At 66.1% G+C, this 25,993-nt stretch carries 30 protein-coding genes and 1 tRNA gene; 18 read left to right on the forward strand and 13 right to left on the reverse strand.

The annotated features are described in order from the left end of the window. Positions 1-41: 41 nt before the first annotated feature. Positions 42-884 (reverse strand): Frag1/DRAM/Sfk1 family protein, encoded by an 843-nt coding sequence (locus GH266_RS03170; protein ID WP_158192596.1) that lies wholly within the window; start codon positions 882-884, stop codon positions 42-44. A gap of 235 nt (positions 885-1,119) precedes the next feature. On the opposite strand from GH266_RS03170, the gene GH266_RS03175 reads away from it, so the two are divergent. The 4 genes from GH266_RS03175 to GH266_RS03190 are packed head-to-tail and all read left to right on the forward strand — an operon-like array spanning position 1,120 to position 3,428. Next, the gene (locus GH266_RS03175; RefSeq protein WP_158192597.1) at positions 1,120-1,392 is read left to right on the forward strand and encodes an acyl carrier protein; all 273 of its coding nucleotides are present in this window, start codon (positions 1,120-1,122) and stop codon (positions 1,390-1,392) included. Further along, positions 1,389-2,606 (forward strand): beta-ketoacyl-[acyl-carrier-protein] synthase family protein, encoded by a 1,218-nt coding sequence (locus GH266_RS03180; protein ID WP_199270431.1) that lies wholly within the window; start codon positions 1,389-1,391, stop codon positions 2,604-2,606. The genes GH266_RS03175 and GH266_RS03180 overlap by 4 nt, the downstream gene beginning before the upstream one ends. A gap of 4 nt (positions 2,607-2,610) precedes the next feature. Next, a complete protein-coding gene (locus GH266_RS03185; protein ID WP_158192598.1) occupies positions 2,611-3,015 on the forward strand; it encodes a hypothetical protein in 405 nt (134 codons plus the stop codon). Beyond that, positions 3,012-3,428 carry a MaoC family dehydratase gene (locus GH266_RS03190; RefSeq protein ID WP_158192599.1) on the forward strand — a complete coding sequence of 139 codons (417 nt, stop codon included), beginning with the start codon at positions 3,012-3,014 and terminating at the stop codon, positions 3,426-3,428. Before GH266_RS03185 ends, GH266_RS03190 begins: the two co-directional genes overlap by 4 nt. A gap of 31 nt (positions 3,429-3,459) precedes the next feature. Here GH266_RS03190 and GH266_RS03195 read toward each other — a convergent pair whose 3' ends face one another. After that, complete coding sequence (locus GH266_RS03195) at positions 3,460-3,981, reverse strand: DUF2478 domain-containing protein (RefSeq protein ID WP_158192600.1); 522 nt, start codon at positions 3,979-3,981, stop codon at positions 3,460-3,462. 189 nt (positions 3,982-4,170) lie between these two features. On the opposite strand from GH266_RS03195, the gene GH266_RS03200 reads away from it, so the two are divergent. From GH266_RS03200 to GH266_RS03240, 9 genes are all read left to right on the forward strand, one after another. Then, the gene (locus GH266_RS03200; RefSeq protein WP_158192601.1) at positions 4,171-4,539 is read left to right on the forward strand and encodes an ArsR/SmtB family transcription factor; all 369 of its coding nucleotides are present in this window, start codon (positions 4,171-4,173) and stop codon (positions 4,537-4,539) included. Next, entirely contained in the window at positions 4,536-5,066 is a 531-nt protein-coding gene (locus tag GH266_RS03205; RefSeq protein WP_158192602.1) for an SRPBCC family protein, read from the forward strand. Before GH266_RS03200 ends, GH266_RS03205 begins: the two co-directional genes overlap by 4 nt. Positions 5,067-5,276: 210 nt before the next feature. After that, positions 5,277-6,587, forward strand: coding sequence for a short-chain fatty acid transporter (locus tag GH266_RS03210; protein ID WP_158192603.1), 1,311 nt, complete (start codon positions 5,277-5,279; stop codon positions 6,585-6,587). An 83-nt stretch (positions 6,588-6,670) separates the two neighbouring features. Beyond that, a complete protein-coding gene (locus GH266_RS03215; protein ID WP_158192604.1) occupies positions 6,671-7,063 on the forward strand; it encodes a VOC family protein in 393 nt (130 codons plus the stop codon). A 1-nt stretch (position 7,064) separates the two neighbouring features. Further along, on the forward strand, positions 7,065-7,436 hold the full coding sequence (locus GH266_RS03220) for a hypothetical protein (protein WP_158192605.1): 372 nt from the start codon (positions 7,065-7,067) through the stop codon (positions 7,434-7,436). Between the two features lie 532 nt (positions 7,437-7,968). Further along, on the forward strand, positions 7,969-8,499 hold the full coding sequence (locus GH266_RS03225; protein ID WP_158192606.1) for a MarR family winged helix-turn-helix transcriptional regulator: 531 nt from the start codon (positions 7,969-7,971) through the stop codon (positions 8,497-8,499). Further along, on the forward strand, positions 8,496-9,272 hold the full coding sequence (locus GH266_RS03230) for a DNA alkylation repair protein (RefSeq protein ID WP_158192607.1): 777 nt from the start codon (positions 8,496-8,498) through the stop codon (positions 9,270-9,272). Before GH266_RS03225 ends, GH266_RS03230 begins: the two co-directional genes overlap by 4 nt. Positions 9,273-9,295: 23 nt before the next feature. Further along, positions 9,296-9,643 carry a DUF6616 family protein gene (locus GH266_RS03235; RefSeq protein WP_158192608.1) on the forward strand — a complete coding sequence of 116 codons (348 nt, stop codon included), beginning with the start codon at positions 9,296-9,298 and terminating at the stop codon, positions 9,641-9,643. Between the two features lie 76 nt (positions 9,644-9,719). Next, positions 9,720-9,935: a hypothetical protein gene (locus GH266_RS03240; RefSeq protein WP_158192609.1), complete on the forward strand. Its 216-nt coding sequence runs from the start codon at positions 9,720-9,722 to the stop codon at positions 9,933-9,935. A 327-nt stretch (positions 9,936-10,262) separates the two neighbouring features. Here the strand turns inward: GH266_RS03240 and GH266_RS03245 are convergent, their stop codons facing one another. Both GH266_RS03245 and GH266_RS03250 read right to left on the reverse strand, forming a co-directional pair. Next, positions 10,263-11,045 carry an SDR family oxidoreductase gene (locus tag GH266_RS03245; protein WP_158192610.1) on the reverse strand — a complete coding sequence of 261 codons (783 nt, stop codon included), beginning with the start codon at positions 11,043-11,045 and terminating at the stop codon, positions 10,263-10,265. Further along, positions 11,042-11,368, reverse strand: coding sequence for a nuclear transport factor 2 family protein (locus tag GH266_RS03250; RefSeq protein ID WP_158192611.1), 327 nt, complete (start codon positions 11,366-11,368; stop codon positions 11,042-11,044). Before GH266_RS03250 ends, GH266_RS03245 begins: the two co-directional genes overlap by 4 nt. 55 nt (positions 11,369-11,423) lie before the next feature. Between GH266_RS03250 and GH266_RS03255 the strand changes: the two genes are divergently transcribed. Both GH266_RS03255 and GH266_RS03260 read left to right on the forward strand, forming a co-directional pair. Beyond that, entirely contained in the window at positions 11,424-11,819 is a 396-nt protein-coding gene (locus tag GH266_RS03255) for a winged helix-turn-helix transcriptional regulator (RefSeq protein ID WP_158192612.1), read from the forward strand. Positions 11,820-12,003: 184 nt separating this feature from the next. After that, a tRNA-Ser gene (locus GH266_RS03260) sits at positions 12,004-12,093 on the forward strand. A gap of 280 nt (positions 12,094-12,373) precedes the next feature. On the opposite strand, the gene GH266_RS03265 is transcribed toward GH266_RS03260, so the two are convergent. After that, positions 12,374-13,288 carry a helix-turn-helix domain-containing protein gene (locus GH266_RS03265; protein ID WP_158192613.1) on the reverse strand — a complete coding sequence of 305 codons (915 nt, stop codon included), beginning with the start codon at positions 13,286-13,288 and terminating at the stop codon, positions 12,374-12,376. 97 nt (positions 13,289-13,385) lie between these two features. Between GH266_RS03265 and GH266_RS03270 the strand changes: the two genes are divergently transcribed. Together GH266_RS03270 and GH266_RS03275 are read left to right on the forward strand one after the other, a co-directional pair. Next, positions 13,386-14,147: an SDR family oxidoreductase gene (locus tag GH266_RS03270; RefSeq protein ID WP_158192614.1), complete on the forward strand. Its 762-nt coding sequence runs from the start codon at positions 13,386-13,388 to the stop codon at positions 14,145-14,147. Between the two features lie 52 nt (positions 14,148-14,199). Next, on the forward strand, positions 14,200-15,147 hold the full coding sequence (locus GH266_RS03275; protein WP_158192615.1) for an alpha/beta hydrolase family protein: 948 nt from the start codon (positions 14,200-14,202) through the stop codon (positions 15,145-15,147). Positions 15,148-15,603: 456 nt separating this feature from the next. Here the strand turns inward: GH266_RS03275 and GH266_RS03280 are convergent, their stop codons facing one another. Then, a complete protein-coding gene (locus GH266_RS03280) occupies positions 15,604-16,740 on the reverse strand; it encodes an acyl-CoA dehydrogenase family protein (RefSeq protein WP_158192616.1) in 1,137 nt (378 codons plus the stop codon). Further along, positions 16,737-17,918, reverse strand: coding sequence for a CaiB/BaiF CoA transferase family protein (locus GH266_RS03285; RefSeq protein WP_158192617.1), 1,182 nt, complete (start codon positions 17,916-17,918; stop codon positions 16,737-16,739). The genes GH266_RS03280 and GH266_RS03285 overlap by 4 nt, the downstream gene beginning before the upstream one ends. Positions 17,919-18,015: 97 nt before the next feature. Between GH266_RS03285 and GH266_RS03290 the strand changes: the two genes are divergently transcribed. Then, positions 18,016-18,900: a LysR family transcriptional regulator gene (locus GH266_RS03290; protein ID WP_209001533.1), complete on the forward strand. Its 885-nt coding sequence runs from the start codon at positions 18,016-18,018 to the stop codon at positions 18,898-18,900. 60 nt (positions 18,901-18,960) lie between these two features. Here GH266_RS03290 and GH266_RS03295 read toward each other — a convergent pair whose 3' ends face one another. The 6 genes from GH266_RS03295 to kdpA form a co-directional block, all read right to left on the reverse strand. Further along, positions 18,961-19,518, reverse strand: a complete 558-nt coding sequence (locus GH266_RS03295; protein WP_158192619.1) for a GNAT family N-acetyltransferase — start codon at positions 19,516-19,518, stop codon at positions 18,961-18,963. A 167-nt stretch (positions 19,519-19,685) separates the two neighbouring features. Next, positions 19,686-20,138, reverse strand: a complete 453-nt coding sequence (locus GH266_RS03300; RefSeq protein WP_158192620.1) for a PTS sugar transporter subunit IIA — start codon at positions 20,136-20,138, stop codon at positions 19,686-19,688. Positions 20,139-20,200: 62 nt separating this feature from the next. Continuing rightward, on the reverse strand, positions 20,201-20,893 hold the full coding sequence (locus GH266_RS03305) for a response regulator transcription factor (RefSeq protein WP_158192621.1): 693 nt from the start codon (positions 20,891-20,893) through the stop codon (positions 20,201-20,203). Continuing rightward, entirely contained in the window at positions 20,893-23,595 is a 2,703-nt protein-coding gene (locus GH266_RS03310; RefSeq protein WP_158192622.1) for a sensor histidine kinase, read from the reverse strand. Before GH266_RS03310 ends, GH266_RS03305 begins: the two co-directional genes overlap by 1 nt. Before the next feature lie 51 nt (positions 23,596-23,646). Then, a complete protein-coding gene (locus GH266_RS03315) occupies positions 23,647-24,198 on the reverse strand; it encodes a potassium-transporting ATPase subunit C (RefSeq protein ID WP_158192623.1) in 552 nt (183 codons plus the stop codon). A gap of 16 nt (positions 24,199-24,214) precedes the next feature. Then, positions 24,215-25,897, reverse strand: coding sequence for a potassium-transporting ATPase subunit KdpA (gene kdpA, locus GH266_RS03320; RefSeq protein WP_158192624.1), 1,683 nt, complete (start codon positions 25,895-25,897; stop codon positions 24,215-24,217). Positions 25,898-25,993 lie beyond the last annotated feature (96 nt).

Genomic DNA, 25,993 nt, shown 5'->3' on the forward strand with positions numbered 1-25,993 from the left:
CGGCGGACGCCAAGACGCTGGAAGTCAGGGGCGCGGGAAAGTCAGGCGGCGGCCGCGGCGCCCTCCAGGCGCCAGGTGCCCGAGGCGGCAAGATTGCGCGCGATGCGGTAGATCTCCGGCGCGTAGAGCATCACCTGCGTGATGTAGGCCGAGATCGTGACGATCTCCTGCACCGTGTAGATGTAGTAGATCGTGTATTCGGTGACCGGCAGGTCCAGCCCCTTGACCAGGAACAGCGCCACATAGAGCCCGGCGAGACCGGCGGTGACGAAGGCAAGGGTGCGGCGCAGGCGCGTATAGCGCGAGCCGAGACAAAGATAGCTCGGCCGGCCCGTGTCCGGCAGGCGCAGCAGCCGCGTGGTGATGATCCCGCTCATCAGGATCGACAGCGCCTGGAACACGAAGAACAGGTAGCTGCCCAGCATGTGCAGGTCGTGGTTGTGGCGGAAGGTGACCTGCGTGCAGATGACCATGCCCGAGGTGCCCAGCACCTGCATCACCAGGAACACCGCCATCATCCGGCGCAGGCTCGCCGCGACCTTCGGCATGTGGCCGGCACGCGCCGAGATCGCCCCGTAAAAGGCGTAGGAGATCGGCAGGATCGCCAGCGCGATGACGATGGCAACGCCGAGGATCGCCGCCGCGAAGGGATCGCCGATATAGGGATCGGTGATCGCCCGGCTGACCGTCGGCGCGCTCTGCTGGACATAGTCGGGATGGCGCTCGTAGAAGGTCCAGCGGGCCCAGACCATCATGTAGATGGCGGAAGCGGGCACCAGGACCACCGGCAGGCCGGCCGCAAGACCCGTGAGGCGGGCAAGGAGCGGCGCCCTGTCGGAGGCCGGCGTGCCGCCGTCCGTGGCCGTGTGCGAAGACTGTCTCATGCGCGCCTGCCGTCTTGCCCTGTTCCCTGCCCTTGCGTCGCGGCGGCCGCCACGACCCGAGGGCAGGACGTGAATAGTGGAGCCCTTGCCCGTCCGCAAGCCGCACAAGACGTGGAAACGCCGGAACAGCCTCCGTATTAGTTCCGATTCCCGAGCGACTTGATGCTGGAACAGAACCGGCTTAACCCTTATGACACTCATAAAACACGCTGAAATCCGCAGGAACGGGGCTGAGATGGTACTGACGGCAGAGGGGATGGATGCCGCAACGATCGAGCGGCTGCTCGATCTGGTCGCGAAGGAGGGCATGGTCGAGCGCGAGAAGCTGGCCGTCGATGCCACATTCGAGGATCTCGGCATCCAGTCGGCCGACATGGTCGTCATCCTGATGGCGGTCGAGGAAGAATTCGGCGTCTACATTCCCGTCGACGGCGATCTGGCCGACGCCCGAACGCTGGGCGATTTCCTGCAAGTGCTTGCAGCACGAATGAAAGAAGGCGCCGAGTGACCAGCGCAAACCGGCGCGTCGTCATCACTGGAATGGGAGCCATCACGGCGGCCGGCACCGGCGTGCAGGCCCTGTGGGAGGCTGCGCGCGACGGGCGCAGCGGCGTCGGCGAATTGCGCTTTGCGCGCTATCCGCGCCAGCGCGTCTCCCGCTCCGCCCATATCACCGGCTTCGAGCCCTCGGCGCATCTCAGCGAGCAGGAGCTCAAGACCACCGACCGATTCGCCCAGCTGGCGCTGGTGGCCGCCGACGAGGCGCTGCGGCAGGCCGGCCTCGACACGCAAGGCCCGCTGGGCGCGCGCTGCGGGACGATCATCGGATCGGGTATCGGCGGCGCCTGGACCTCCGACGACGGCCACTACAATTTCTACGTCCACGACGCCCGGCCCGACCTTCTGGCCATCGCCAAGGTGATGCCGAACGCCGCCGCCTCGCAGATCAGCATCCGCTACGGCGCGCGCGGCCCCTCGCTCGCCATTTCCAGCGCCTGCGCCTCCGGCACCCAGTCGGTCGGCTACGGATTGCAGATGATCCGCGCCGGGCTCGCCGACACGATGCTGGTCGGCGGCAGCGAGGCGCTGCTGACGCCGGCGAGCTTCCGCGCCTGGGAGGCCTTGCGGGTGATGGCGCCGGAGGCCTGCCGTCCCTTCTCCGAAAAGCGCAACGGCATGGTGCTCGGCGAAGGCGCCGCGGTGCTGGTGATCGAGGAGCTGGACCACGCGTTGAAGCGCGGGGCGACGCCGCTTGCCGAACTCGTCGGCTACGGCACTACCAGCGATGCGGCCGACCTGCTGCGCCCGACCGTCGAGGGCCCGGCCACGGCCATTGCCGGGGCGCTGGCCGATGCGGGGCTGGCGCCGCAGGACATCGGCTATGTCAACGCCCACGGCACCGGGACGGTACTCAACGACATTGCCGAAAGCGAGGCGCTGCGCCAGGTCTTCGGCGCCCATGTGGAGGGGCTCGCGGTCTCCTCGACCAAGCCGATCCACGGCCATGCGCTGGGAGCGGCCGGCGCCATCGAGCTGGTGATCACCGTCGAGGCGCTGCGCAGCGGCATCGCACCGCCGACCATCAACTGGCTGGGGCCCGACCCCAAATGCCTTGCCGATCCGGTGGCGAACACCGCACAGGCCCGGCAGATCGATGCGGCGCTCAGCAACTCCTTCGCCTTCGGCGGCATCAACGCCACCGTCGCGATCCGAAAGGTCTAGGGCGGTGAGCGCGGCGCAGTGGACGACCATCGCCGCCCTCGACCTGTCGACGGCGCGCGCGCAGGTCAGGGCCTTCGCCGCAGCACTCAGTGCCCCTGAAGAGCCCGTGCCGGCAACCTATGCCTTCACCGTCTTCTCCCATCCAAGCGTCATGGAAACGCTGGCGGGGCTGGCAAGCGAACGTTCCGCCGTGCTGGTCCACCAGGCGCAGGACTTCGTCTACAACGGCGAGCTGGAGGCGGACCGGCACTACACCGTCCTCGTCGACTGGAAGCGCCATGAGGAGCGCGCCGACCGGCTGACCCTGCGCGGACGGGTGCAGGACCTGCAAGGCGCGGCGGACGGCACACCCTTGCAGGAATTCCGCGCCGAGATCGTGCTGTTCGAAAACCGCGAGGGCGCGCCATGACCGTGCTCGCCGTCGGCCACCGCTTTGCCGACACGAAGCTCGCGATCCTCGGGCCGGACGACGTTGCCGCCTATGCCGAGGCCTCCGGCGACCACAACCCGATCCACCTGGATGAGGCGGCCGCACGCGCAGCCGGCCTGCCCGGCGCCATCGTCCACGGCATGCTGATCATGGGCCGCCTCGAGGGCGCGGTTCGCGGCTGGCTGCCGCACGCACGCATCGCCGGCCTGCAATGCCGCTTCGTGAAGCCGCTGGCGGTGGGCGACGGCATCTCCATCGGCGGGCGCGTCGCGCGGCGGCGCCCCCTTGCGGAGGGAGAAACGGAGCTGCTGGTCCGCCTCACAATCGCCAACGGCGCCGGCGCGATGATCTGTGTCGGTGAGGCCGTGCTGCATCTGGGGGCGGCCGCTTAAGGCCGCAAAAGGCCGGCCGGGACAGGCGCCCTTACGCGTCTTCGGCGACGGCTGAGAGCGCGGTCTCGGCCCAGCCGGCGATCGCCTCGACCTCGGCGGGAAGCCGGGTCGCCATGTCGCCGCAGAACTCCAGGAAGGCCGGCAGGTTGAGCCCGTTGACGCCGACGATGACCGTCATGTCGGCGGCCAGCGCCTCGGCGATCACATCGCGAAAGCCCCTGCCCTCGGCCTCCTGCTTGCCGAACTTGTTGACCATCAGCACATCGCCCCCGCCGGCCAGCCGGGCGGCGGTCTCGCCGACCGCCTGCTCCAGCCCCTGCGGATCGAGCCGGCAGCCGCGCGACTGCGTTCCCAGCGACTGCGAGATGCGGATCAAGGGGCCGTGCGGCAGCAGCTTGACGTCCATGTCGCAAGGCCGGTCGCCCTCGCAGGCGGAATTGATCTGCACGACGCCGAGCACCCGCAGGCCCCGCCCCTCGAGCCGCTCGGCGACGCGGGCCAGCACGAGGTCCATGTCGCCGCGTCCGGGGGAAGTCGTGTAGGCCAGTTTCATCGCAGATACCGCTCAACATCCACAGGCTGTCGATCCGCGGCGAGGCGGATCCCCTTGCAAGCGACAGGTATCGCAGACCTTGGCCGGCCAAGGCAAGTGCACCGGCGCCGCAGGCCGCGGCGCCCCCCCTCGCCTCATCATTCAACTTTTCGGTTGACTCATGCCACTGCGAGGTATTTATTCAACCGCATGGTTGAACAAGAAGCACACCGGCTCGACGCCATCTTCCACGCCCTCGGCGATGCCACCCGCCGGCAGATGCTCCGCGCCCTCACCGAGGGCGAACGCAGCGTCAGCCAGCTTGCCGAGCCCTTCGACATGTCACTGGCGGCGGCCTCCAAGCACGTCAAGGTGCTGGAAAAGGCCGGCCTGATCCGCCGCGAGGTGCGCTGGCGCACCCATACCTGCCGGCTGGAACCGGGGCCGCTGGCCAGCGCCCACGACTGGCTCGGCTTCTACGAACGCTTCTGGACCGACCGTCTCGATGTGCTCGACGCCCTGTTGCGCGAGGAAAACGCCAACAGGAAGACTGCCCCCAAGGAAGGAGACAAGACATGACCGTGATGGAAAAACCCGATGCCCATGGCACGCTGACCGCCCCCGACACGCTGGAAATCCGCCGCGTGCTGCCCGCCGCGCCCGAGCGGGTCTGGGCCTGGCTCACCGACAGCGAGCTGCGCCGCAAGTGGCTGGCCGCCGGCGAGATGACCCTGGTGCCCGGCGCAGAATGCGAGCTCGTCTGGCGCAACGACGAGCTGACCGACCCGCCCGGAACCCGGCCCGAGAACATCGGCGACGAGAACCGCATGACCTGCCGGGTGATCGCCGCCGATCCGCCGCGCAGCTTCTCCATCACCTGGGGCACGGCCAGCAACGTGACCTTCACCCTGGCCCCGCGCGGCGAGGGCACGCTGCTCACCATCGTCCATGCCCGTCTGCCCGACCGGGCCTCGCTGCTCGGCGTCAGCGCCGGCTGGCATGCCCATCTCGGCGTGCTGGTGGCCCTGGTCGAGGGCAGCAAGCCCGCGCCCTTCTGGGACGCCTTCACAGCGCTCAAGCAGGACTACGACCAGCGCCTGCCCTGATCGCGCAAGCCAGGACAACCACATCCGGCCGGCGGGGGCGCGCGCTCCCGCCGGCCTCCTTGTTCGCACAGGCAAATCCTGACGCTACGACAACCTGCAATCGGCCTTCCCGAGACTTGACACCCCCAGCGTTCTCGCGCCCCATCGCCTTACGGTTGCAGGGGCGGGAATCGGCCCTGCGAGAGCCGGAAGAAAAAATGGGAGGCTGTCATGTTGCGTGCGCTTTCACGTCCCGCCGTCGTTCTGATGGATCGCTATCTGCCCGATCCTTTCATCTTCGTGCTGCTGCTGACCATCGTCGCGGCCGCGGCCGCCATGCTGTTCGAGGGTGCCGGCCCGATGGCCGTCGTCCAGATGTGGGGCGACGGGTTCTGGGGCCTTCTTTCGTTCTCCATGCAGATGCTGCTGATCCTGGTGACCGGCTACATCCTCGCCTCTTCGCCGCCGGTGAAGAAGTTCCTGGCGCTGCTGGCCGGCCTCGCCGGCTCGCCCGGCTCCGCCATCGTGCTGGTCTCGGTGGTCTCGCTCATCGCGTCCTGGGTCAACTGGGGCTTCGGCCTCGTCGTCGGCGCGCTGTTCGCCCGCGAGCTTGCACGCCAGATCCGCGTCGACTACCGCCTGCTGATCGCCGCCGCCTATTCCGGCTTCGTGATCTGGCACGGCGGCCTTGCCGGCTCGATCCCGCTGACCATCGCCACGGCCGGCCACTTCACCGAGGCGCAGATCGGCGTCATCGGCACCGGCGAGACGATCTTCGCCAGCTTCAACCTGATCATCGTCGCCATCCTGTTCGTGGTCATTCCGCTGGTGAACTGGCTGATGGTGCCGCGCGAGGACGAAAGCGTCTATGTCACGCGCGAACAGCTGGGCGACGACGAGCGCGAGACGTTCGTGCCGACCCGCCCGGCCGAGCACTTGGAAAACAGCCGGTTGCTGATGTGGGTGGTCGGCCTTGCCGGCCTCGTCTTCCTGGCGCACTACTTCTTCGTGCGCGGCGCCGGGCTGAACCTCAACATCGTCAACTTCCTGTTCCTGATGCTGGGCATCGTGCTGCACGGCACCGCCCGCAACCTGCTCGATGCGCTGCAGGAAGCGGTGAAGGGCGGCGCCGGCATCGTCATCCAGTTCCCGTTCTATGCGGGCATCATGGCGATCATGACCCAGTCGGGCCTGGCGCAGAGCATGTCGGAGTGGTTCGTCTCGATCTCCTCCGCCGCCACCCTGCCCTTCTGGACCTTCATCAGCGCCGGCATCGTCAACCTGTTCGTGCCCTCGGGCGGCGGCCAGTGGGCGGTGCAGGCGCCGGTGATGCTGCCGGCGGCCGAGGCGCTCGGCGCCGATATCGCCCGCGTTGCCATGGCGGTCGCCTGGGGCGATGCCTGGACCAACCTGCTGCAACCGTTCTGGGCCCTGCCCATGCTCGGCATCGCCGGGTTGAAGGCCAAGGACATCATGGGCTTCTGCCTGATCCACCTGGTCATCACCGGCGTTATCATCGGGACGCTGCTGGTCGTCCTGTAAGGACGGCCCGCCCGCCGCATGCCGGCCGGACCGACGACGGGCCCGGCCGGTTTTTCGCAAGTGAACCAGTGAGGGAGGAAGACATGCTCAGCCATGTGATGGTGGGAACCAACGACATCGAGCGCGCCAAGCGCTTCTACGACGCGGTGCTGGGGCTCTTGGGCGCCGGCGAGCCGGTGCGCAACCAGAACGCCTCGGGCCAGACCCGCCTGTTCTACCGCCACGACGGCAGCACCTTCGCCGTCACCGAGCCGGTCGACGGCCAGGAGGCGGTGCCCGCCAACGGCGGCACCATCGGCTTCAAGTGCAATTCGCCGGAACAGGTGCAGGAGTTCCACGACGTCGCGGTGGCCCATGGCGGCACCTCGGTCGAAGGCGCGCCCGGCCCGCGCAACGGCCCCACGGGCACGCTCCATCTCGGCTATGTGCGCGACCCGGACGGCAACAAGCTCTGCGCCATCCACCGCCCGGCCTGACATGACGACAACCCCCGCCGGCGCCAACGGCGGCGGGGGATGGCAAGGCGGATACGGTAATCTTGCGCCTGCTGTCACGCGCCGCGCCGAGGATAAAACAAAAATAGGCGCCATGAACGATCTTGCAATGATATTCTTTGATGTCGCCTCTTTCTTTCTCAAAGTGATCATCACTCTCTTCGGTGCGATCCTGATGATACTTCTCGATTTCAGGAGATATAAAAAGAGGTATGGGAAAAGAACATTCTTTCAGTACAGCCTTCGCCTGGCTCGTGCTGAAATGGAAGCTGAAGACCCTCCTCTTCAACATGCGGCCAAAACAACTCTTGTTGCCGTTTGGTTTCTTGTTTTTTCAATGTACTTTCTGGGCTAAACTGGCGCGCAGCGAAGCTCATGCAAAGCTTGAGAGGAAGTTTCCGAGCTAGAAAACGATCGATTATGCCGCATCCATGACAAATTTAACCCAGACTCATCGAGATATATTTAATGATATACATTAATATTTTTGTATTTTTATTAAAGATTTTTATAATTTTCCTTGCCGCAATCGTATTAATATTTATCGACTTCAGAAGGTTTAAAGCAAAATACGGAAAGCGGACGTTTTTCCAGTATCACTTTCGCTATGGTCGCTCTGAAACAGAAACCGAAGATCCAACTCCGTTGTTCATGCTCAAAACAGCAGGCATGCTTGTTTGGATGGGCTATTTCACGCTGTTATTTTTTGCATAAGCCGGAGCGCAGCAGAGCGCGCAAAGCCGAAGGCAGTCTCTTCGCCATTCCCCGTCCCGCCGTCGATGACGAAGGCCGCGAGATCGGCCACCTCCGCCGGCTTTCCTAAAGGCCGAGGCCCTCTCGATCCATGGCGCTTGACATTGATTAGGCGCCATATTATCAGCCGCCACATGACAAAGATGCTGGAACAAAAACACCTGGCGCTGCTGGAGGAAGCAGAGCGCCGGGCGGTCGCGCCCACGCACAACATCCGTGCGTGTTTCGAACTGTTGGCGCTGACCGGTGCCATCGACCGCGATTGTGCCGTGCGCCTCGCGCGGCACCGCCTGTCCGAAGGCAAGTTCGTGCTGCTGTTCCTCCTGCACGACAAGCCCGACGGGCTGTCGCCGCATGAACTGGCCGAACATGCGGGCGTGACGCGGGCGACGATCACCGGGCTTCTCGACGGCCTGGAACGCGACGGGTTCATCGTCCGGCGCAGCGGTCTCGACGACCGGCGCAAGATCGCCGTCTCGCTGACACGGCTCGGACGCGAGACCGCCCGCGACCTGTTCACCGAACATGCCGACTGGGTCGCGTCGCTGTTCCAGGGCTTCACCGATGACGACCGCAAGACGCTGAACGCGCTGCTGCAACGCATCTGGCAAAACCTGGAAGCCAACGCGCGCAAGGCTGGCCCGGAGAAGGACGCGCGCACATGAGCGCGGTAAAGGCCACCGGGCGCGGCATCAAGGACATCGATCCGGATCGCCTCGCCCGCCTCAATGCCGGCGAGATCGAAGCCGCAACGCTGACCGAATGTCTGGCGGTCGATTTCGCCGTCTTGATGCGCCATGTCCTGCCGGAGATCGGAGCGGACGCGCTCGGTGAAATGGAGCGCGGCGCCGCGACGGGCATCTCGAAGCGCATGTCGCTCGCGGCGCGCGTGATCGGGGAAGAGCTCGGCTCTGCCGCCCTCAACCGACTTGCACACCATCGGTCGGACACCGCGCGCGGCTGGGCCTGCTTCGTGATCGGCGCGGCCGAGATGCCGCTTGCCGAAAGGCTCGCGGCCATCCTCCCCTATGCGGACGACCCGCATTTCGGCGTGCGGGAGTGGTCCTGGATGGCGGTTCGCCCGCATCTGGCCGCAGACCTTGCCAGCGCCATCGCGCTGCTCGGAGAATGGACCGCGGCCCCTTCCGAGCGTCTCCGCCGTTTCGCATCGGAAGCGATCCGGCCGCGCGGCGTGTGGTGCGCCCATATCGGCGCGCTCCGGGCAGAGCCCGAGCTGGCGCTTCCGGTTCTCGAGCCGCTTCGCGCGGACCCCGCCGCCTATGTGCAGAACTCGGTCGGCAACTGGCTGAACGATGCCGGCAAGGACCGGCCCGACTGGGTCAAGGCCCTGTGCGCCCGCTGGTCCGCCGAAAGCCCGACACAGGAGACGGCGCGCATCTGCAAGCGCGCCCTTCGCTCGATTTCCCCTGCCCCCTGACACAGAAACGGACGCAATCCATCGTGACCCACTATCTCGCCGAACTCTACACGCCGAAGCCCGCCTGGCTGGCGCTGACCGAGACCGAACGCCAGCAGTTCTTCGCCGCCATCGGCTCCGCCATGCCGGCCTTGTCGGCCCTCGGCGTGGAGGCTCTCGCGCTCGGCAAGGTCGACCGGACCAAGGCGCACGCCGCGCCGCAGACATTCTTTGCGGTGTGGCGCTGCCCGGACGACGCGGCGCTCGGTGCGCTCATTGACGGCATCGCGCAATCGGACTGGCACGACTATTTCGAGACGATCAACGCCGGCGGAGAGGCAACCGACTTTCCCGGCCACCTCGCCCAGCTGGTCGAAACCGCCCGGCGCTAGTCACGGGCGTGATTGGTGGCGGAGGCGCGCGCCAGCGGGCGGTTTACTCCGCCACCCAGCCGGGCAATATCGCGGCATGAAAACCGTTTGCCTGTTTCTGGCCAGCGCGGCCTTCGCCTATCTCTACTACGAGCGCTTCTGGCGCTGGCGAGACTGCATCGAGGCGTCGGCCTCGAGCTGCCGCACTGAGGACGGCAGCAACCTCACCAGCGGCGGACAGCTTTGGGGCATCATCGCGGCCGTGTTTTTGCTGCTCGCCCTGCGCTCCCTTGTGAAAGCGCGAAAGCACTAGGTCGTGAACTCATAATTGTGCCGGAAACGGCGTCTGGCCCGGCAATGATATGCCAGGAGGAGCGTGATGGCCGGGGCAGGTCCCCCGGCCGAGCGATCCGACGCCGCAGATCGAAGTCGGGCCGACGCCCTTCGGGTCTGGGCGAACCTGCCGGCAACAGCGTCGCAAGACCTTGAAAACCGGACGGTTTCCTGCGGACTTGCTCCTTGTATCCGATCAGGTTCGCGCAGACCGTTTCTCGCCAGAATTATGAGTTCACGACCTAGACCCCTTTTCGGCCAATTCGAAGTCCATTCTGCAGCAAGCGGCTTTCCGGCCTCCTGCCCGCTAGACGGTGGGCACCGTGCCGCCGTCGATGACGAACTCCGTGCCGGTCACCGCGCCTGCGCGCGGGGAGGCGACGAAGGCCACCAGGTCGGCGACCTCCGCCGGCCTTGCCGGACGGCCGAGCGGGATGCCGCCGAGCGCGTCCATGACGATCTTCTTGCCGCCCTCGTAGTCGGTGCCGGCCTGCTCGGCCAGGCGCTCGGCCATCGCGGCCGCCGCCTCCGTCTCCACCCAGCCCGGCGACACCCGCACCACCCGCACCCCGTGCCGCGCCACCTCCTTGGAAAGGCTCTTGCTGTAGGTGGAGAGGGCCGCCTTGGCGGCGGCATAGGCGGTGGTGGAGTCGGGAAGCGGCAAGCGGTTCTGGATCGAGGTGATGTGCACGACCGCGCCGGACCCTTGCGCGATCATGCCGGGCACGAGCGCACGGTCGAGCCGCACCGCCGACATCAGGTTCCAGTCGAGCTCCCGGGACCACTGCGCATCGTCCAGCGCGGCGAAGCCGCCGCCCGGCGCCGACGACCCGCCGACCACATGCACGACGATGTCGACGCCGCCGAGGTGATCGAGAACGCCGGCGGCGGCCGCGGCGCAGCCCTCCGGCGTGGTCAGGTCCGCGGCGACGAAATGGACGCCCTCCGCTGGATCGGCGGGAATGCTGCGGGCTGTCGTCACCACGCGCGCGCCGGCATCGCGCAGCCGTGCCACCACCGCCGCGCCGATGCCCTTGGTGCCGCCCGTCACGAGCGCGCGCTTGCCCTCAAGGCCGAGATCGAAGCTCATGCGGTGATCTCCAGCTGGGCAATCTGCTCGCCCTCCAGCACGAAGGCGTAGCGCAGATCGACCGGGCTGCCGGGGAAGTTTCCCGCAACATGCGCGCGGACGACGATGGCGCCCGCCGCCTCGTCCACCGCGAAAGGCTCGGTCGTGTAGCTGAACTTGCCGGAGGCTTCCGTCTTCCATCGGCGGATGGCCTCCCGGCCCGTATGGGTCTGGCGCTCGTCCGTGACGACCGCGTCCTCAGTAAAGCAGCGGGCGACGGCATCGCCATCGCCCTGGTCGGCGGCGAAATAGGCCGCGATGGGGGCTGGCAGGGAAACGGGCATGGCAGGATCTCCGATTTGCGTTGTCTCGACCCTGAGATTGCCCTAGCCTGACCAAATGACAAGAACCGACGAAAAAGTAAGGTACTTACCTGAAAGTAAGCCCGTGCACTACACGCGGGAGACGGCCGCCGAAGGCGTTGAAAACGTGCTGAAGCTGCTGGAGGGCCGGTGGAAGCTGATCATCCTGTTCCACCTGTTCGGCGGCAACGTCATGCGGTTTTCCGACCTCGAGCGGGCGATCCCGGCCGTCTCGCAGAAGATGCTGATCCAGCAGCTTCGCCAGATGGAAGGCGACGGCATCGTCCGCCGCATCGTGCACCATCAGGTGCCGCCGAAGGTGGAATACTGCCTGACGGAGTGGGGGCAGGCCCTGTGCCCGGCGCTCGATGCCCTGTTGACATGGGCCGCCCAGCGCGAGGCCATGAGCCCGCCGGGCGGTTCGGCGGAGTGACCAAGGCATCGGCCGCCCGTTAGCCCGCACCGTTAGCCCGCGCCGGGAGCCCGCAAAAGGGACGCGCAAAAAGGGCCTTTCAGCCCGCGAATCCCGCCTGTTCCCGCGCGTTGTGCAAATTGCTGCTGGAAACTGCAGATCGGCCTATTGCCAAACGCTCGCAAATCCTTGAAAAGGTCGCCACGGAGAGGTGGCCGAGTGGTCGAAGGCGCTCCCCTGCTAAGGGAGTATACCGGAGACGGTATCGAGGGTTCGAATCCCTTCCTCTCCGCCATCCTTTCGCTCACGGCAGTTTCGCTGCGCTCCGCGCCTCCGCGGGGGCGCCCTTACAGGCGGTCGCGCGCTTGCGCTCCTGGCTCCGAGCTCGAAACGTCTTACCGAACTCTCCGCCACTTTCTGACTTCGCGCTGCCGCCCTTCGGGCTTCGCTCCAGTCGGGACCTCGCATAAGCTCGCAAGGCCCCGCCACACAACGCCAATTTCCCTCTACAGCGCGATATTGCCGCCGATCACCGTCTCGCCACCAGGCGACGCTGAGAACCGCGCGATTGCGCCTCATGCGGCCCGCAGTCTCGCAGCGAAAGCGCCGGGCGATGTTCCGACATGCCGCGAAAAGGCCATGCTGAAAGAACTCACCGAACCGTAGCCGACACGCCGCGCGAGCTCGGCAATCGCGATATTGCCCCTCACCAGCATGTCCTTGGCGACTGCCATCCGCCAGGCCGCGACATATTCCATGGGCGCTGATCCGACCTCGCCGCGAAAGCGGTCGAAGAAGGTGGAGCGCGACATGCCCGCCGCAGAGGCCAGGCCTTGAACAGACAGGCTTGCGCCGGGGTCTGCATGGATCTGCCGCAACGCCAGGGCCAGTTGGGGATCGGCAAGGCCTCGGAGCAAACCGGGTTCCACAGTCGTGCTTTCGGCGGAGCGCAAAGCCTCGACCAGCAACAGTTCCAAAAGCCGCCCGAGAACCATGTCGCGCGCCGCCCGATCGCTTTGCGTCTCTTCCTGGATCATCTGAACGAGCGCGATCAAGCGTCCCTGCGCGCGCGCATGGATGACCGCCGGCAGGAGCGAAACGAGCAGTTCCCGGTCAGGCGAGGCAAAGCTGCAGTGGCCCACCAGGCACTGCACATCGGTCGGTGCGCCCTGTTCGCCCAGGCGGAACATGCCTGGACCGATCTCCAGCGGCAAATGCGAGGCGCCGCTTGGCGGCGGAGTGATGCTCGACATCGTGAAATCGAAGACTTCCGGCACCAGCACGAAATCCCCCGGTTCAAGGACAAGCGGCGCACGGTCCCGAATGGTCAGCAGGCATGTGCCCATCGACATGGCGCAATAGAACGGGTTGGCCATATTCGTGCGCTCGACGCGCCAGCGGCCGCCGCCACTGACCAGCTTCGCGATCGAGGGTTCCGGTTTGAGCAGCGCCACAACGCTGGCAAGGGGATCGGCGGTCGAAATAGCCATATTTCGGACTTTTGCTGAAGCATTACGGACTTCTGAATATAGAAAGTCCGACGATTTTTGTCCATCTCTCGTCGTAACAACGACAGGAGATACATCAATGCCCAGGATTCTCATCACCGGCGCTTCGTCGGGCTTCGGTCTCGCGACTGCGGAACTGTTCCTCACGGAAGGATGGGACGTCATCGCGACCATGCGCAAGCCGACGGCCCACGCCATGGCGGCGCACGATCGCCTGCACATCTTGCCGCTCGACATCACCGATGCAGCAAGCATCGCGCAAGCCGTCGCGGACGCCGGTGCTGTCGATGCGCTCGTCAACAATGCCGGGGTCGGCATGTTGAACGCGCTGGAGGGCGTGGACATGGCCAAGGCCCGCGAACTTTTCGAGACCAATGTCCTCGGTACGATGGCGATGACCCAGGCTGTCCTGCCGGGCATGCGCGCGCGCCGTGCAGGCGTCATCGTCAACATCAGTTCCAGCGTCACGCTGCGCCCGTTTCCGGCGCTGTCGGTCTATAGCGCCAGCAAGGCCGCCATCAACGCGTTCACGGAAAGCCTTGCCCTCGAGACGGCGCAATTCGGCATCCGGACGCGGCTCGTCTTGCCGGGCTCGTCCCCGACGACCGCCTTCGGCAAGAATGCCGTGGCGCGTATGGGCATGACCGTTCCGGCGCCATACGAGGCTTTCGTGCAGGACTATTTTGCCGCGATGCGCAGCTCGGCCGAGAAAACAGAGGCTGCCGACGTGGCGCAGGCCGTATGGCGGGCGGTGACGGAGCTGGATGCGCCGATGCGCCTGCCAGCTGGTGCCGACGCCAAAACGCTCTTCAGCCACTCAGGCTCCCGCATCAGCGGCTGAGTGGGCTGGCCTCTGGCCGACCGCTTGCAGCGCCGTCAACCAGGACGACACCATGAACAATCTCATCAATTTATCGCGTTCGATTCCCACGCCCCAGGCCGGATTGACCGTGGCCTACACGCCGATCATCCTGCCCATGGCTGGGCGCACACCGCTTGAACTGCGCCTCACGGCTCCCGCAAGTGGCAGTGCCCTGCCAATCGTGCTGCTGTCGCACGGAGCCGGGCCTTCCAAATATGTTCCGTCCAAGGACGGCTACGAACCCCTGGCGCAATTCTGGGCCGAACGCGGTTTCGCTGTGATCCGGCCAACCCATGGCAATTCGCCGGTCGCGGGCCTGCCGAGCGACGCCCCGGGTGCTCCCTATTTCTGGCGCCAGCGGGTGTCCGAAATGACGGCCATTCTCGACCGCCTCAACGAGGTGGAGCAGCAGGCGCCGGCAATAGCGGGTCGCCTCGATCATCGGCGCATCGCGGCCGCCGGGCATTCTTTCGGCGGCCACACGGTCAGTCTGCTTCTGGGCGCGCAGATTGCTGGGGAGAGCTTTGCCGATACGCGCATATCTGCGGGCGTTCTGCTGGCAGCGCCTGGTCGCGGTGGCCGCGACCTCACCGAACAAAGTGCGGCCCGCTTTCCCTTTTTCGACGTGGATTTTGCGCATATGACACCCCCCAGTCTTGTGGTCTGCGGCGCGGATGACAACCCGCACTTCACGCCACGCGGCCCCGAGTGGCATGCCGACGCCTTCCATGACAGCCCGGGGGCCCAGGCTCTTGTCAACGTGCATGGCGTTGGTCACGGACTGGGCGGCATTGCCGGGTTGGATGCAAAGGAAACCGAGATTGAAGCCCCCGATGCCCTGGAAGCGACGCGGCGGCTCAGCCTCGCCTGGCTTCGCACCGCTCTCGCAGTTGATGTGGATGCCTGGCCATCTGCTATCGCGTCACTCGACGGCCCTGCCGGCGCATTGGCGACACTAACTCTGCCGGATAACGCCTGAAGCCGAGCCCGCCGCCCGGCTGGCGCGACAGCCTTGCACGCCTGAAGACCGGAGATGGCGGCATTCGGACCCGACCGGACATTCGCCGTCCATCCGAAATGCCGCCTTGCACCCCCTTCGGGAAAACGCTCGCTGCACTGAAGCTCTTTTTTTCAAAGAGGCGCACAGGCGCGAGACCCATCCAGGACCCTAGGTCGTGAACTCATAATTCTGACGAGAAACGGTATGCCCGAACCCGATCGGATACAAGGAGCAAGGCCGCAGGAAACCCGTCAGGTTTTCAAGGACTTGCGACGCTGTTGCCGGCGGGTTCCGGCATACCCGAAGGGCGCCGTTCGAGCTTCGATCTGCGGCGTCGGATCGCTCGGCCGGGGGGCCTGCCCCGGCCATCGCGCTCCTCCTGGCATATCATTGCCCGAACGAACGCCGTTTCCGGCACAATTATGAGTCCACGACCTAGCTCAGCAGGTCGCGGGCAATGATGGTTCGCTGGATCTCCGAGGAGCCCTCGTAGATCCGGAAGATCCGCAAGTCGCGCAGGTAGCGTTCCAGCGGAAAGTCGCGGGTGTAGCCGTATCCGCCGTGGATCTGCAGCGCCCGGTCGGCGATGCGCCAGGCCGCCTCGCTGGCGTAGAGCTTGGCAAAGGCGGAGTCCCGCGAATAGCGCTCTCCCGTTCCGCGCTTGCGGGCGGCCTGCAATCCCAGGGCCCGCGCTGCGGCGAGTTCCGTGGCACTGTCGGCCAGCATCCATTGCAGCCCCTGGAAACTGCCGATCGGCTGTCCGCCGACCTCGCGTTCCCTGGCATAGGACACAGCCGCATCCAGCGCGGCGCGCGCAATGCCGGTGGCCTGCGCGGCCACTTCGATACGACCATTGTCCAGCACCTTCATCGCGGTGCGGAACCCGGTGCCCTCGTCGCCCAGCCGGTTTTCCGCAGGCACGTGGCAGTCGAACGAGATCGGGAACACATGGCCGCCGCGCAGGCCCATGGTTTCCTCGTGCTTGCCGATCTCCACCCCCTCGATCCTGGCCGGTTCCACCACGAAGGCGCTGACCCCGCGGGCGCCGGCAGCACTGTCCGTCTTGGCGTAGACCACAATGAAATCCGCCTCCCCCGCATTGGAGATGAAGCACTTGGAGCCCTTCAGCCGGTAGCCGTCGCCGTCGCGGGTGGCGGTGCTGCGCATGTCCGCCGGGTTGGAGCCGGCCATCGGCTCCGTCAGGGCAAAGGCCCCCAGAGCCTCACCCGCCGCCGCGGCAGGCAGAATGCGCTGCTTCAGCGCCTCATCTGCGCCCAGAAGCAGCGAATCCGTGGCCAGGAAATGCGCGGTCAGCATCGAGGCGGTCGAGCCGCAGGCCGCCGCGATGGCCTCCACCGCACAGTAGAGCGCCGGCCCGGACAGGCCGATGCCGCCATAGGCTTCGGGCAGGTTCATCCCCATGATGCCCATCTCGGCCAGCGCCGGACGATGCAGGGTCGCAAATCGGGACTTTGCATCGATTTCGGCGGCGGCAGGCACCAGAACCTTGCCAGAGAACCGTTCGATCTGGCCGATGACGGCCTGTTCTTCGCTGTTCAGATCAACGCTCATCGGGGCTCTCCCTGCTCGGGCCGCAGTTGTTGCAGAATGTCATGGGTGTGGGCGCCCAGGGCGGGCGCCGGCAGGCGTTCGCCCCGCGGCGCACCGCTGAAATGCACCGGCTGCTCCGGTACGGTGACCGTGCCGAGGACGGGATGATCCACTGTCGATGCCAGCCCGCGCGCGCGCGCTTGCGGCGAGTTCCAGGCCTCGGATACCGAGCACAGGGCTGCGGCCGGAATGCCCGCCTCGGACAGAACCGCCACAGCCTCCTTCGCGCTGCGGTCGGCGGCCCAGCTTTCGATGTGCTGCGCCAGCGCCGGCTCGTTCTGCCGCCGCAAGGCATCGCCGGCAAACCGCGGATCATCGGCCAGGTCCGGCGCGCCGATGGCGGCCGCGAAACGCTCGAACAACCGGTCGTTCAGGACCGCGACGGTGAAACCGCCGTCCCTCGCCGGATAGGTGCCGAAGGGGGCCGACAGCGCATGCTTGCTGCCCGTCCGCCTTGGCGTCTCGCCCGCCATCAGCGCCCGACAGGCCGCCACCGGCATCATCGACACCAACGCGTCGTAGAGCGCCAGATCGACATGCCGCCCCCTGCCGCTGCGGCTGCGGTCGAACAGCGCCACCATCGCCCCGAAGGCCGCGAACATGCCGCCGGCGACATCGGCAAAGGCTTCGCCGACCATCATGGGCGGACCGTCTTCGGCGCCGGTCATATCCATCAGCCCGCTCATCGCCTGGATGATGATGTCATAGGCCGGCTGCATCCGGTTCGGGCCCGTCTGGCCGAACCCGGACACGGAAACGTAGACCAGCCGGGGACAGGCCTCGCACAGCGCCTGCGCCCCCAGCCCGAACCGCTCCATCACACCGGGGCGGAAGTTCTCGACCAGCACGTCGCACTCCGCCGCCAACGCCCGGGCCGCCGCCGCGCCTTCTTCGGATTTCAGATCCAGAACGATCGATTTCTTGCCGCGGTTCACCGATTGGAACAGCAGGCTCTCGCCGTCCTTGAACGGACCGATATGGCGGTAATCGTCACCCGCGGGAGGCTCGACCTTGATCACCTCCGCACCCAGATCGGCCATCAGCGCCGTGCAGTAGGGCCCGGCCAGGACACGGGAGAAATCCAGCACCCGGACACCCTCGAGCGGCCTGCGCCCCGTCGTTCTGTCAGTTTCGAACATGCATCCCCCATCATTTGTTTGCTGGAGGATAGCGTCCGGTTGGGTATACTCGGAAATAAGAGCGCGATATAAAGGATATTCCCGTTTGAATATACCGTTGAACTTTCGCCAGGTCGAAATCCTGCTGGCGGTCGCGGACACCGGCAGCACCGCGGCGGCAAGCCGCGCGCTGAACACCTCGCAGCCCGCGGTTTCGCTGGCCATTTCCCGCTGCGAGGAGGTGTTCGGGCAGAAGCTTTTCATCCGCATCCCCGGACGCGGGATGGAGCTGACCCCGTTCGGGCAGCACAAGCTCGCCCAGCTGCGCGAATTGGAGAAGCAGGCGCGCTGGGTCCTGAGCGGCGGCGAGGGAACGCCGGAATTCCTGCATCTCGGGGTGTTTTCCACCCTGGGCCCGCGCTACGCGCCGCAGTTGGTGCGCGGCTTTCTGGAAGCCCGCCCCGACGCGGAAGTCCGCATCCTCGAAGGCGACCTGCAAACGCTGTTCGACTGGCTCAGCGAGGGCCGGATCGACCTGGCGCTGCTCTACGATTTCGGTATTCCGTCCGATTTCGTCATCAGGCCCCTGGCCGCGGCCGAGCCCTATGCCCTGCTGCCGCAGGGGCACAGGTTCGCCGGGCGGAGCAGCCTGCGCGGCGAAGAGCTGGCGCAGGAGCCGGTCATCCTGGTGAACCTGCCGCACAGCCGCGGCTATTTCCTGTCGCTGTTGCAAAATGCCAGCGTCCCGGTGCGGGTCGCCCACGAAACCGGCTCGATCGAGATGCTGCGGTCAATGGTGGCCAACGGGTTCGGTATCGGCCTGTTGGCGACCGACCTGCCGGACGGCCCCTGCTACGATGGCAGCCCGCTCGTCCGGGTGCCCCTTGCCGGCCACCCGCCGCAGCATCAGATCGCCCTCGCCCATCGCGGCGCGGCGCTTGAACGGCCGATCATCCAGGCTTTTACGGCCTTTGCCGAAGCCTGTTTCAGCCCGCCCACCTGAGCGCGGGACGGCCCAGAGGGCACAAATCCGCGACATCACGACTTGCGCCTTCCGCGGTTTTCACACTGCCGGAACACCAGACACCCATTCTCGGCGCAGGACGGCGTATTGCATGGTGTTTTCGTAGATCGGATTGCCGTTCTCGTCCCTGGTGAACGAGATGAACTCGAGGAACACGCCCTCCCGGCGCATGCCCAGCTTTTCGCACAGGCGCTGCGAGGGCGTGTTGTGGTCCTCGACATAGGCATAAAGCCGGCGAAATCCCTTTGCCCGGAACAAGTGGTCGAACAGGGCCCTTGCGGCTTCGAACGCATATCCGCGACCGCCGAACTGCGGATTGAGGTTCCAGCCGACCGAGGTCGTACCGTCGTCCTCCTCCTCTCCTGCCCCGCCGCCGAACAGATCGCCGATGACCTGGCCGGTCTGTTTCAGGCAGATCGCCACGCAGCCGTCGTCGAGGGCGCGCTTTTCGACCTCGGCCTGCGCCGCCGCCAGGTCTGCGAGCTTCAGCGACAGGAAGCAGGTGGCGGTCGGCGCGCGCAAATAGGCAAGGAGGTCTTCTGCATCCCCCGCGCGGAAGCGCCTCAGGATCAGCCGCTCGGTCTCGATGATCTGCATGTCCGCTTCCCTTCGCAAATCCGGTCGATGATGGCGTGGGACAGGCTGCCCCCCGCCCTTGCTCGCATCGACGGATGCCCATGATGGCGATCGACGAGGCCGTCAATCCGGTGCCGAGCGTGAGCCCCGGGACGGCAGGCACGCCAGGATAGCGCGCCCCCGCGCCGTCAGAGATCGCAATCGATCATGGCCTGGTAGATCGCCTGCCGGTCCGCGGCATGCCTGATGGTCTCGACGGCCTCTGGCGACCGAAGCCGACGGGCGATTTTCGACAGAAGCTTCAGATAGCCGTTCTGCTCGCCGGACGGGGTCAGGATCAGGCAGACGACATCGACCAGCTCTTCGTCGACCGCCTCGAAATCAATCGGCTTTGCCAGGCGGACGAGGAGCACGAACGGCGCGTGCAGGCCCTCCACCGGAGCATGGGGGATCGCAATGCCCGCGCCGATGCCGGTCGATCCCAGGTGCTCCCGGCTCTGCAGCGCTTCCAGGATATCCCCCTCCCGGAGGCCCAACGCGTCTGCAGCCGTTTGCGCCACGAATTCGAGGAGCCTGGGTTTCGAGGGAAGCGATACATCGATGACAACATCGTCCGGCTTCATGACCTCGGAAATTTCCATGACTTCACCCGCCCCCATTCGCGTGGCCGCCGCCTTCGGCCGCATTGTCTCTTCGGCCGCTCTCATTCGGCTTCGCGCAGCCGGTAGCCGACGCCCGTCTCGGTCGTGATGTATTGCGGCTCGTCCGGGCTCCGCTCGATCTTCTGGCGAAGCTGGCGCACATAGACGCGCAGATACTGGACATCGGTCGAACCGCCCCAGACCTGTTCGAGCAGGTGCCGGTGCGTGATGACCTTGCCGGCGTGCTGCACGAGAATCCGCAGGATGTCGTACTCCTTCGGGGACAGTTTCACCTCCTTGTCGGCGACCTTCACGATCCGCTTCACGAGATCGACGGACAGGTCGCCGGTCTGGAAGATCGGCCGTTCTCCCTGTTGCTGGAGCCTGTGGCGCAGGGCCACGCGAATGCGGGCAACCAGTTCCCTGGTGCCGAACGGCTTGGTCACATAGTCGTCGGCGCCCAGTTCGAGCGCCTTGACGATGCCCGCCTCATCCGTCCGGCTGGACAGGATGATGATCGGCAGCTCGAGCAGGTCGTTGCGCCACCTGGCCAGCAGGTCGTGTCCCTGGATATCGGGCAGGCCCAGGTCGAGGAGAATGAGGTCGGGATGCTCGGTCTCGACCTTCTCCATGGCTTCCATGGCGTTGGTCGCCTCCAGGATCGCGTAACCCTCGACCGTCAGGCCGATACGCAGCAGTTTCCGGATCGGCGGCTCGTCGTCGACGACGAGAATTTTCACGGCCGAGTTGGTCATCACATGTCTTCCAGTTTTGGCATGTCGGTCGGAATCGGCATGCGGATGGTGAAGATGGCGCCGCTGCGGTCCGTCCTGTTGCCGGCCGTGATCGTTCCGCCCATCGCTTCGACGAAACCCTTGCAGATCGACAGGCCCAGCCCGGTCCCGGCGAGGACGAGATCGCGCTTGCGGGCGCGATGGAAGCTGTCGAAGACGCGCTCGAGATCGTCCGCCGGAATGCCGGGGCCCTCGTCGAGGACCTGGATCGCCAGCCACCGCCCGTCCTCCCACGCCCGAACGCGGATCGTGGTTTCGCCAGGCGCGTATTTGGCTGCATTGTCGAAGAGGTTGAACAAAACCTGTTCGAACAGGACGGGGTCCAGCCTCAGCATCGGCAGATCGGCGGGAATATCGGTGAGCGTCCTGTGGCGCGACATGATCTTGTGCGCCCGGCGCAGCGCCGAGCCGACGATATCGCCGAGATATTGCAGCGAGGCGTTGGGCTCCATCGCCCCCGTTTCGAGCCGCGACATGTCGAGGAGATTGGCGATGAAGCGGTTCAGCCGCTCCGCCTCGTCGACGATGGTGGAGAGCATTTCGGTGCGATCGGGGGCGGGCATCGCATTCGAATAGTCCCGCAGCGTGCCGGCGGCCCCCAGGATCGCGGCGAGCGGCGTCTTCAGGTCGTGCGAGATCGAGGCAAGCAGCGCCGAGCGCAACTTGTCGGCCTCCGCCGCGAGCTTGGCCTTGTCGACATCGGCCACGAGCTGGATCCGTTCGATGGCAACGGCCGCCTGGTCTCCCAGCGCATCGAGGAGCCTCTCCTGCTCCGGCGTCAGCAGCGGCCCCTCCCGGTCGCTGTCGAGCCCGATGACGCCAACCGGCGTCTTGCCGGTGATCAGGGGCAGATAGAGGCGCTTGGCACCGGGCAGCGTATCGGCCCCGCGCCCGGCCGGACGATTGTGCTCCCAGGCCCAGCGCGCAGCCGCGATATCGGCATCGACAAGCGTGTCGTCCGGGGGATAGCCCGCCCGCACCGCCACCGTGCCGTTTTCGGGAAGCAGGATGACGACGCGCATCTTGAGCATCGAGGCAATCTGATGCGCCGAAGCCCAGAGCACATCGTCCAGCGTGCCCGCCCCCGCAAGCTTCCTGGCGAAGCGGTAGAGCTCCTCGGTGGCGCGGGCCCGTTCGCGGGCGACGGCGGCCTGCCGATGCACGCGGGCAGCAAGGTTGCTGGTGATCAGAGCCGCGCCGATGAAGAAGAAGAACGCGATCGTGCTTTCGGGATCGCGAATGGTGAAGGTGTAAAGCGGATCGAGGAAGAAGAAGTTGAACGCGAGCGCGCCCGTCAGCGACGCAAACAGCGCCGGCCAGAAGCCCGCCGTCGCGGCCGAGGCGAGCACCGCCATGAGGAAAGCGAGCGCGATGTTGCGCACATCGAGCGTACGCGAGAGCAACATGCCGAACGCGAGGGCCACGCCGACATACCCGGCGCTCCACAGATAGGGTCGCAGCCGAAAGCGGCGAGGCTGCGCGCGCACCACGCTCCTTTGCGCCGCCCCCGTGCGCTCCTTGCCGGAAATGACGTGAACGCTGATGTCGCCGGAATGCCGGATGAGATCATGGGAGACCGAGCCTTCCAGAAACTCCCGCCACCGCGACTTGCGCGACCTGCCCACGACGATGTGGCTGTAGTTGTTGTCGCCGGCATAGCGCAGCAGCTCCCGGGCGACGTGATGGCCCGGCAGCGTGATGGCGTCGCCGCCCAGCTGCTCGGCCAGTCGCAAGGCCGCGGCAATCCGATCCCTGGCTTCTTCCGAAAGGTTGGTCGACCGCGGCTCCTCGATATAGACGGCCGCCCAGGGGCTGCGCAGGCGGTCGGCCTGCCGTTTGGCATAGCGCACCAGGGACGGCCCTCGCAGGTCGTCATCGATGCAGACCAGCACGCGGTCGCCCGCGCCCCACGGCCCCTCGATGGCATGCGCCTGCATATGGCGCAGGAGCTGCTCGTCGACCCGTTGCGCGGTGCGGCGCAGCGCCAGCTCGCGAAGCGCCGTCAGGTTGCCGGGGGAGAAATAGTTCTCGATCGCCCGCTTGGCGGTCTTGGGAAGATAGACCTTGCCGTCGTGCAGGCGCTTGATGAGGTCGTTGGGGGTGATGTCGATGATCTCGACATCGTCGGCCTTGTCGATCACCGAATCCGGCACGGTTTCGCGCACCCGGATCCGGGTGATCTGCGCCACCACGTCGTTCAGGCTCTCGACGTGCTGGATGTTGAGCGTCGTGTAGACGTCGATGCCCCGGTCGAGAAGCTCCAGAACATCGAGATAGCGCTTGGGGTGCCGGCTTCCGGGGGCATTGGTATGCGCCAGCTCATCGACCAGGACGAGCTGCGGCTTGCGTTCCAGCACCGCGTCGAGGTCCATCTCCTGCAGAACCTGGCCCTTGTACTCGATCTTCGCCCTCGGGATGATCTCCAGGCCGCGGACCAGCGCTTCCGTCTCCTTGCGCCCGTGCGTTTCGACGACCCCGACGACGACGTCATCGCCGTCGGACCTGCGGGCGCGGCCCGAAACCAGCATCTCGTAGGTCTTGCCGACGCCCGGCGCAGCCCCAAGGAATATCTTGAGACGGCCGCGCGTTTCCTGCTCGGCCTTTTCCAGCAGGGCATCGGGAGACGGACGCTTGATATCGTCGGCCTGATCTTGCGGGCTCATCTTCAACTCCCATCGGGGCGGGCGGCAGTCGCTGGACTGCCGCCCTCACCTTTACAACCTGTCGAGCGCGAGGTTGAGTTCCAGAACGTTGACGATCCGGTCCCGTGTCAGGAAACCACCGGGCGAGAAGGCGGCACGGCGGATCAGACCTTCGATCCGAGCCTGGTCCAGGCCTCGCGCCTCGGCCACCCGAGCCACCTGATACAAGGCGCCCGCCTCGGAGATATGAGGATCGAGCCCCGCGCCGGACGCTGCAGCAAGATCGGCGGGCAGCGGATTGTCCGGCGTGGCGCCATGGCGCTCCGCCATTTCGCGGCCGCGCTCGGCAAGATCGCCGCTCGTCGGCGACCAGTTGCTGCCGCCGGCGCCGGCACCGTCATAATCGACGGCGGACGGCCGGGGCCAGAAGTATTCCGGCCGCGTGAAGGCTTGCGCCACCTGACGGCTTCCCACGATGGTGCCGTCCGGGCCGATGATCAGCGAGCCGTTGGCCGTGTCGGGGGCGATTGCCTGGGCCACGGCCCAGACGGCGGTTGCATAGCCGGCGACGCAGATCAGCATGGTCGCCGCCGCGATGCGGATGCTTGCAAGAAGTGAGTGCATGGGTCCGGTCTCCGGATCAGTTCATGAACATGAGGTGCTCGGCGATCGGCCCGAGCGTCGCCGCCGGGAAGAAGGTGAGCGCGCCGACGACGACGATGGTGGCCGCGAGCATGGTGGCGAAAACGCCGCCCTCGACGCTGAGCGTGCCGCTCGATTCGGCGCTGCGGCGCTTGGCCGACAGGGAGCCGACGATGGCAAGCGGCAGGATGATCGGGATGAAGCGGGCAAACAGCATCACCAGACCGGTCGCCAGATTCCACGGCACGGTGTTGTCGCCGAGGCCCTCGAAGCCGGACCCGTTGTTCGCGGCGGACGAGGTGAACTCGTAGAGGATCTCGCTGAAGCCATGCGGCCCGACATTGTTGAGCGTGTCGGCTCCCCAGGGCGTCGCTGCGAAGATCGCCGTGCCGCCGAGGATGAACAAGCCGTGGGCGAGCAGCGCGAACAGCGCGAACTTCACCTCCCGCGCCTCGATGCGCCATCCCAGATATTCAGGCGTGCGGCCGATCATCATGCCGGCGATGAAGACGCCGACGACGATGTAGAGGAACATGTTGATCATGCCGACGCCGACACCGCCGAAGGTTGCGTTGAGCCACATGCCGATCATCGGCATCAGGCCGCTCATCGGGTTGAGGCTGTCATGCATGGCGCCGACGGAGCCGTTCGAGGTGGACGAGGTCAGCACCGACCAGAGCGGGCCGCCGGTCGGGCCGAAGCGCATCTCCTTGCCTTCCAGATTGCCGACAGTCTGCTCGATGGGCAGGTCGGCGAAGGCCTGGGTGGGAGCGGTCTCGAAATAGACGGCGCCCGAGATCTTGACCGCGATGAAGGCCAGCATCACCGCGAAGACGACGCCGGCGTGGCGCATGCGGCCGACGATCCGGCCGAACATCCAGACGCAGGCCATCGGAATGATGATGATGGCGAACATCTCGAGGATGTTGGTCCAGAAGCTCGGGTTCTCCAGCGGATGTGTCGAGTTGGGCCCGAAGAAGCCGCCGCCGTTGGTGCCGAGCTGCTTGATCGTGACGAATGCCGCCACCGGGCCGCGCGCGATGGTTTGCTGCACGCCTTCCAGCGTGGTTGCGACAGCCGCACCGTCGAACGTCATCGGCGCGCCGCCCAGAACCAGAAGGATCGCGACGACGAAGGCGACCGGCAGCAGCACGAGGAACGAGGCCCGCTGCACGTCGACGAAGAAGTTGCCCAAGGGACGCCCCGCCAGGCCGCGGGCCAGCGCGGTAAGTGCCGCGATGCCGGTGGCCGCCGATACGAACTGGAGCCACATCAGGCCGGCAAGCTGCGACAGGTAGCTCAGCGACACCTCGCCCGAATAGTGCTGGAGGTTCGTGTTCGAGGTGAACGAGGCGGCCGTATTGAAGATCAGGCTGCCTTCCAGGGCTTCCTTGCCGTCGGGGTTGAGCGGCAGGTGCTGCTGCAGCGCCAGCACGCCGTAGGTGACCGCGAACATGACCGCATTGAAGGCCAGCATGGCGACCATGTAGCGCTTCCAGGTCTGGTCCTGCGCAGCCAGGGGGCCGCCCACGGCCCGCATGGCGCGGGTTTTCCAGCCGGCAAGGCCGGACGATGGATCGGCGGGGTCCATCGCCCATTTCATGTAACGGCCGAGCGGCCAGGAGATGAGCGCCGTACCTCCGACGACGAGGACGACGAAGAGCAGGGTTTGTATCAGCATCGAATTGTCTCCGAGATCGCTGGAAGGTCAGGCCCGGTCGACGGCATTGGCCATGACGAGCAGAAGCCCGAAGACGGCAAGGCCGAGAAACAGACA

This window comes from Stappia indica (assembly GCF_009789575.1).
In the GTDB taxonomy this organism is placed as follows: Bacteria; Pseudomonadota; Alphaproteobacteria; order Rhizobiales; family Stappiaceae; genus Stappia; species Stappia indica_A.

Coding starts and splice junctions, on each gene's coding strand:
- GH266_RS03225 (WP_158192606.1), top strand. CDS start 7,969: ATGACAAAGATGCTGGAACAAAAACACCTGGCGCTGCTGGAGGAAGCA.
- GH266_RS03190 (WP_158192599.1), top strand. CDS start 3,012: ATGACCGTGCTCGCCGTCGGCCACCGCTTTGCCGACACGAAGCTCGCG.
- GH266_RS03305 (WP_158192621.1), bottom strand. CDS start 20,893: ATGACCAACTCGGCCGTGAAAATTCTCGTCGTCGACGACGAGCCGCCG.
- GH266_RS03270 (WP_158192614.1), top strand. CDS start 13,386: ATGCCCAGGATTCTCATCACCGGCGCTTCGTCGGGCTTCGGTCTCGCG.
- GH266_RS03210 (WP_158192603.1), top strand. CDS start 5,277: ATGTTGCGTGCGCTTTCACGTCCCGCCGTCGTTCTGATGGATCGCTAT.
- GH266_RS03205 (WP_158192602.1), top strand. CDS start 4,536: ATGACCGTGATGGAAAAACCCGATGCCCATGGCACGCTGACCGCCCCC.
- GH266_RS03240 (WP_158192609.1), top strand. CDS start 9,720: ATGAAAACCGTTTGCCTGTTTCTGGCCAGCGCGGCCTTCGCCTATCTC.
- GH266_RS03265 (WP_158192613.1), bottom strand. CDS start 13,288: ATGGCTATTTCGACCGCCGATCCCCTTGCCAGCGTTGTGGCGCTGCTC.
- GH266_RS03195 (WP_158192600.1), bottom strand. CDS start 3,981: ATGAAACTGGCCTACACGACTTCCCCCGGACGCGGCGACATGGACCTC.
- kdpA (WP_158192624.1), bottom strand. CDS start 25,897: ATGCTGATACAAACCCTGCTCTTCGTCGTCCTCGTCGTCGGAGGTACG.
- GH266_RS03295 (WP_158192619.1), bottom strand. CDS start 19,518: ATGCAGATCATCGAGACCGAGCGGCTGATCCTGAGGCGCTTCCGCGCG.
- GH266_RS03255 (WP_158192612.1), top strand. CDS start 11,424: ATGACAAGAACCGACGAAAAAGTAAGGTACTTACCTGAAAGTAAGCCC.
- GH266_RS03300 (WP_158192620.1), bottom strand. CDS start 20,138: ATGGAAATTTCCGAGGTCATGAAGCCGGACGATGTTGTCATCGATGTA.
- GH266_RS03200 (WP_158192601.1), top strand. CDS start 4,171: ATGGTTGAACAAGAAGCACACCGGCTCGACGCCATCTTCCACGCCCTC.
- GH266_RS03285 (WP_158192617.1), bottom strand. CDS start 17,918: ATGTTCGAAACTGACAGAACGACGGGGCGCAGGCCGCTCGAGGGTGTC.
- GH266_RS03230 (WP_158192607.1), top strand. CDS start 8,496: ATGAGCGCGGTAAAGGCCACCGGGCGCGGCATCAAGGACATCGATCCG.
- GH266_RS03280 (WP_158192616.1), bottom strand. CDS start 16,740: ATGAGCGTTGATCTGAACAGCGAAGAACAGGCCGTCATCGGCCAGATC.
- GH266_RS03275 (WP_158192615.1), top strand. CDS start 14,200: ATGAACAATCTCATCAATTTATCGCGTTCGATTCCCACGCCCCAGGCC.
- GH266_RS03215 (WP_158192604.1), top strand. CDS start 6,671: ATGCTCAGCCATGTGATGGTGGGAACCAACGACATCGAGCGCGCCAAG.
- GH266_RS03220 (WP_158192605.1), top strand. CDS start 7,065: ATGACGACAACCCCCGCCGGCGCCAACGGCGGCGGGGGATGGCAAGGC.
- GH266_RS03250 (WP_158192611.1), bottom strand. CDS start 11,368: ATGCCCGTTTCCCTGCCAGCCCCCATCGCGGCCTATTTCGCCGCCGAC.
- GH266_RS03175 (WP_158192597.1), top strand. CDS start 1,120: ATGGTACTGACGGCAGAGGGGATGGATGCCGCAACGATCGAGCGGCTG.
- GH266_RS03170 (WP_158192596.1), bottom strand. CDS start 884: ATGAGACAGTCTTCGCACACGGCCACGGACGGCGGCACGCCGGCCTCC.
- GH266_RS03245 (WP_158192610.1), bottom strand. CDS start 11,045: ATGAGCTTCGATCTCGGCCTTGAGGGCAAGCGCGCGCTCGTGACGGGC.
- GH266_RS03315 (WP_158192623.1), bottom strand. CDS start 24,198: ATGCACTCACTTCTTGCAAGCATCCGCATCGCGGCGGCGACCATGCTG.
- GH266_RS03310 (WP_158192622.1), bottom strand. CDS start 23,595: ATGAGCCCGCAAGATCAGGCCGACGATATCAAGCGTCCGTCTCCCGAT.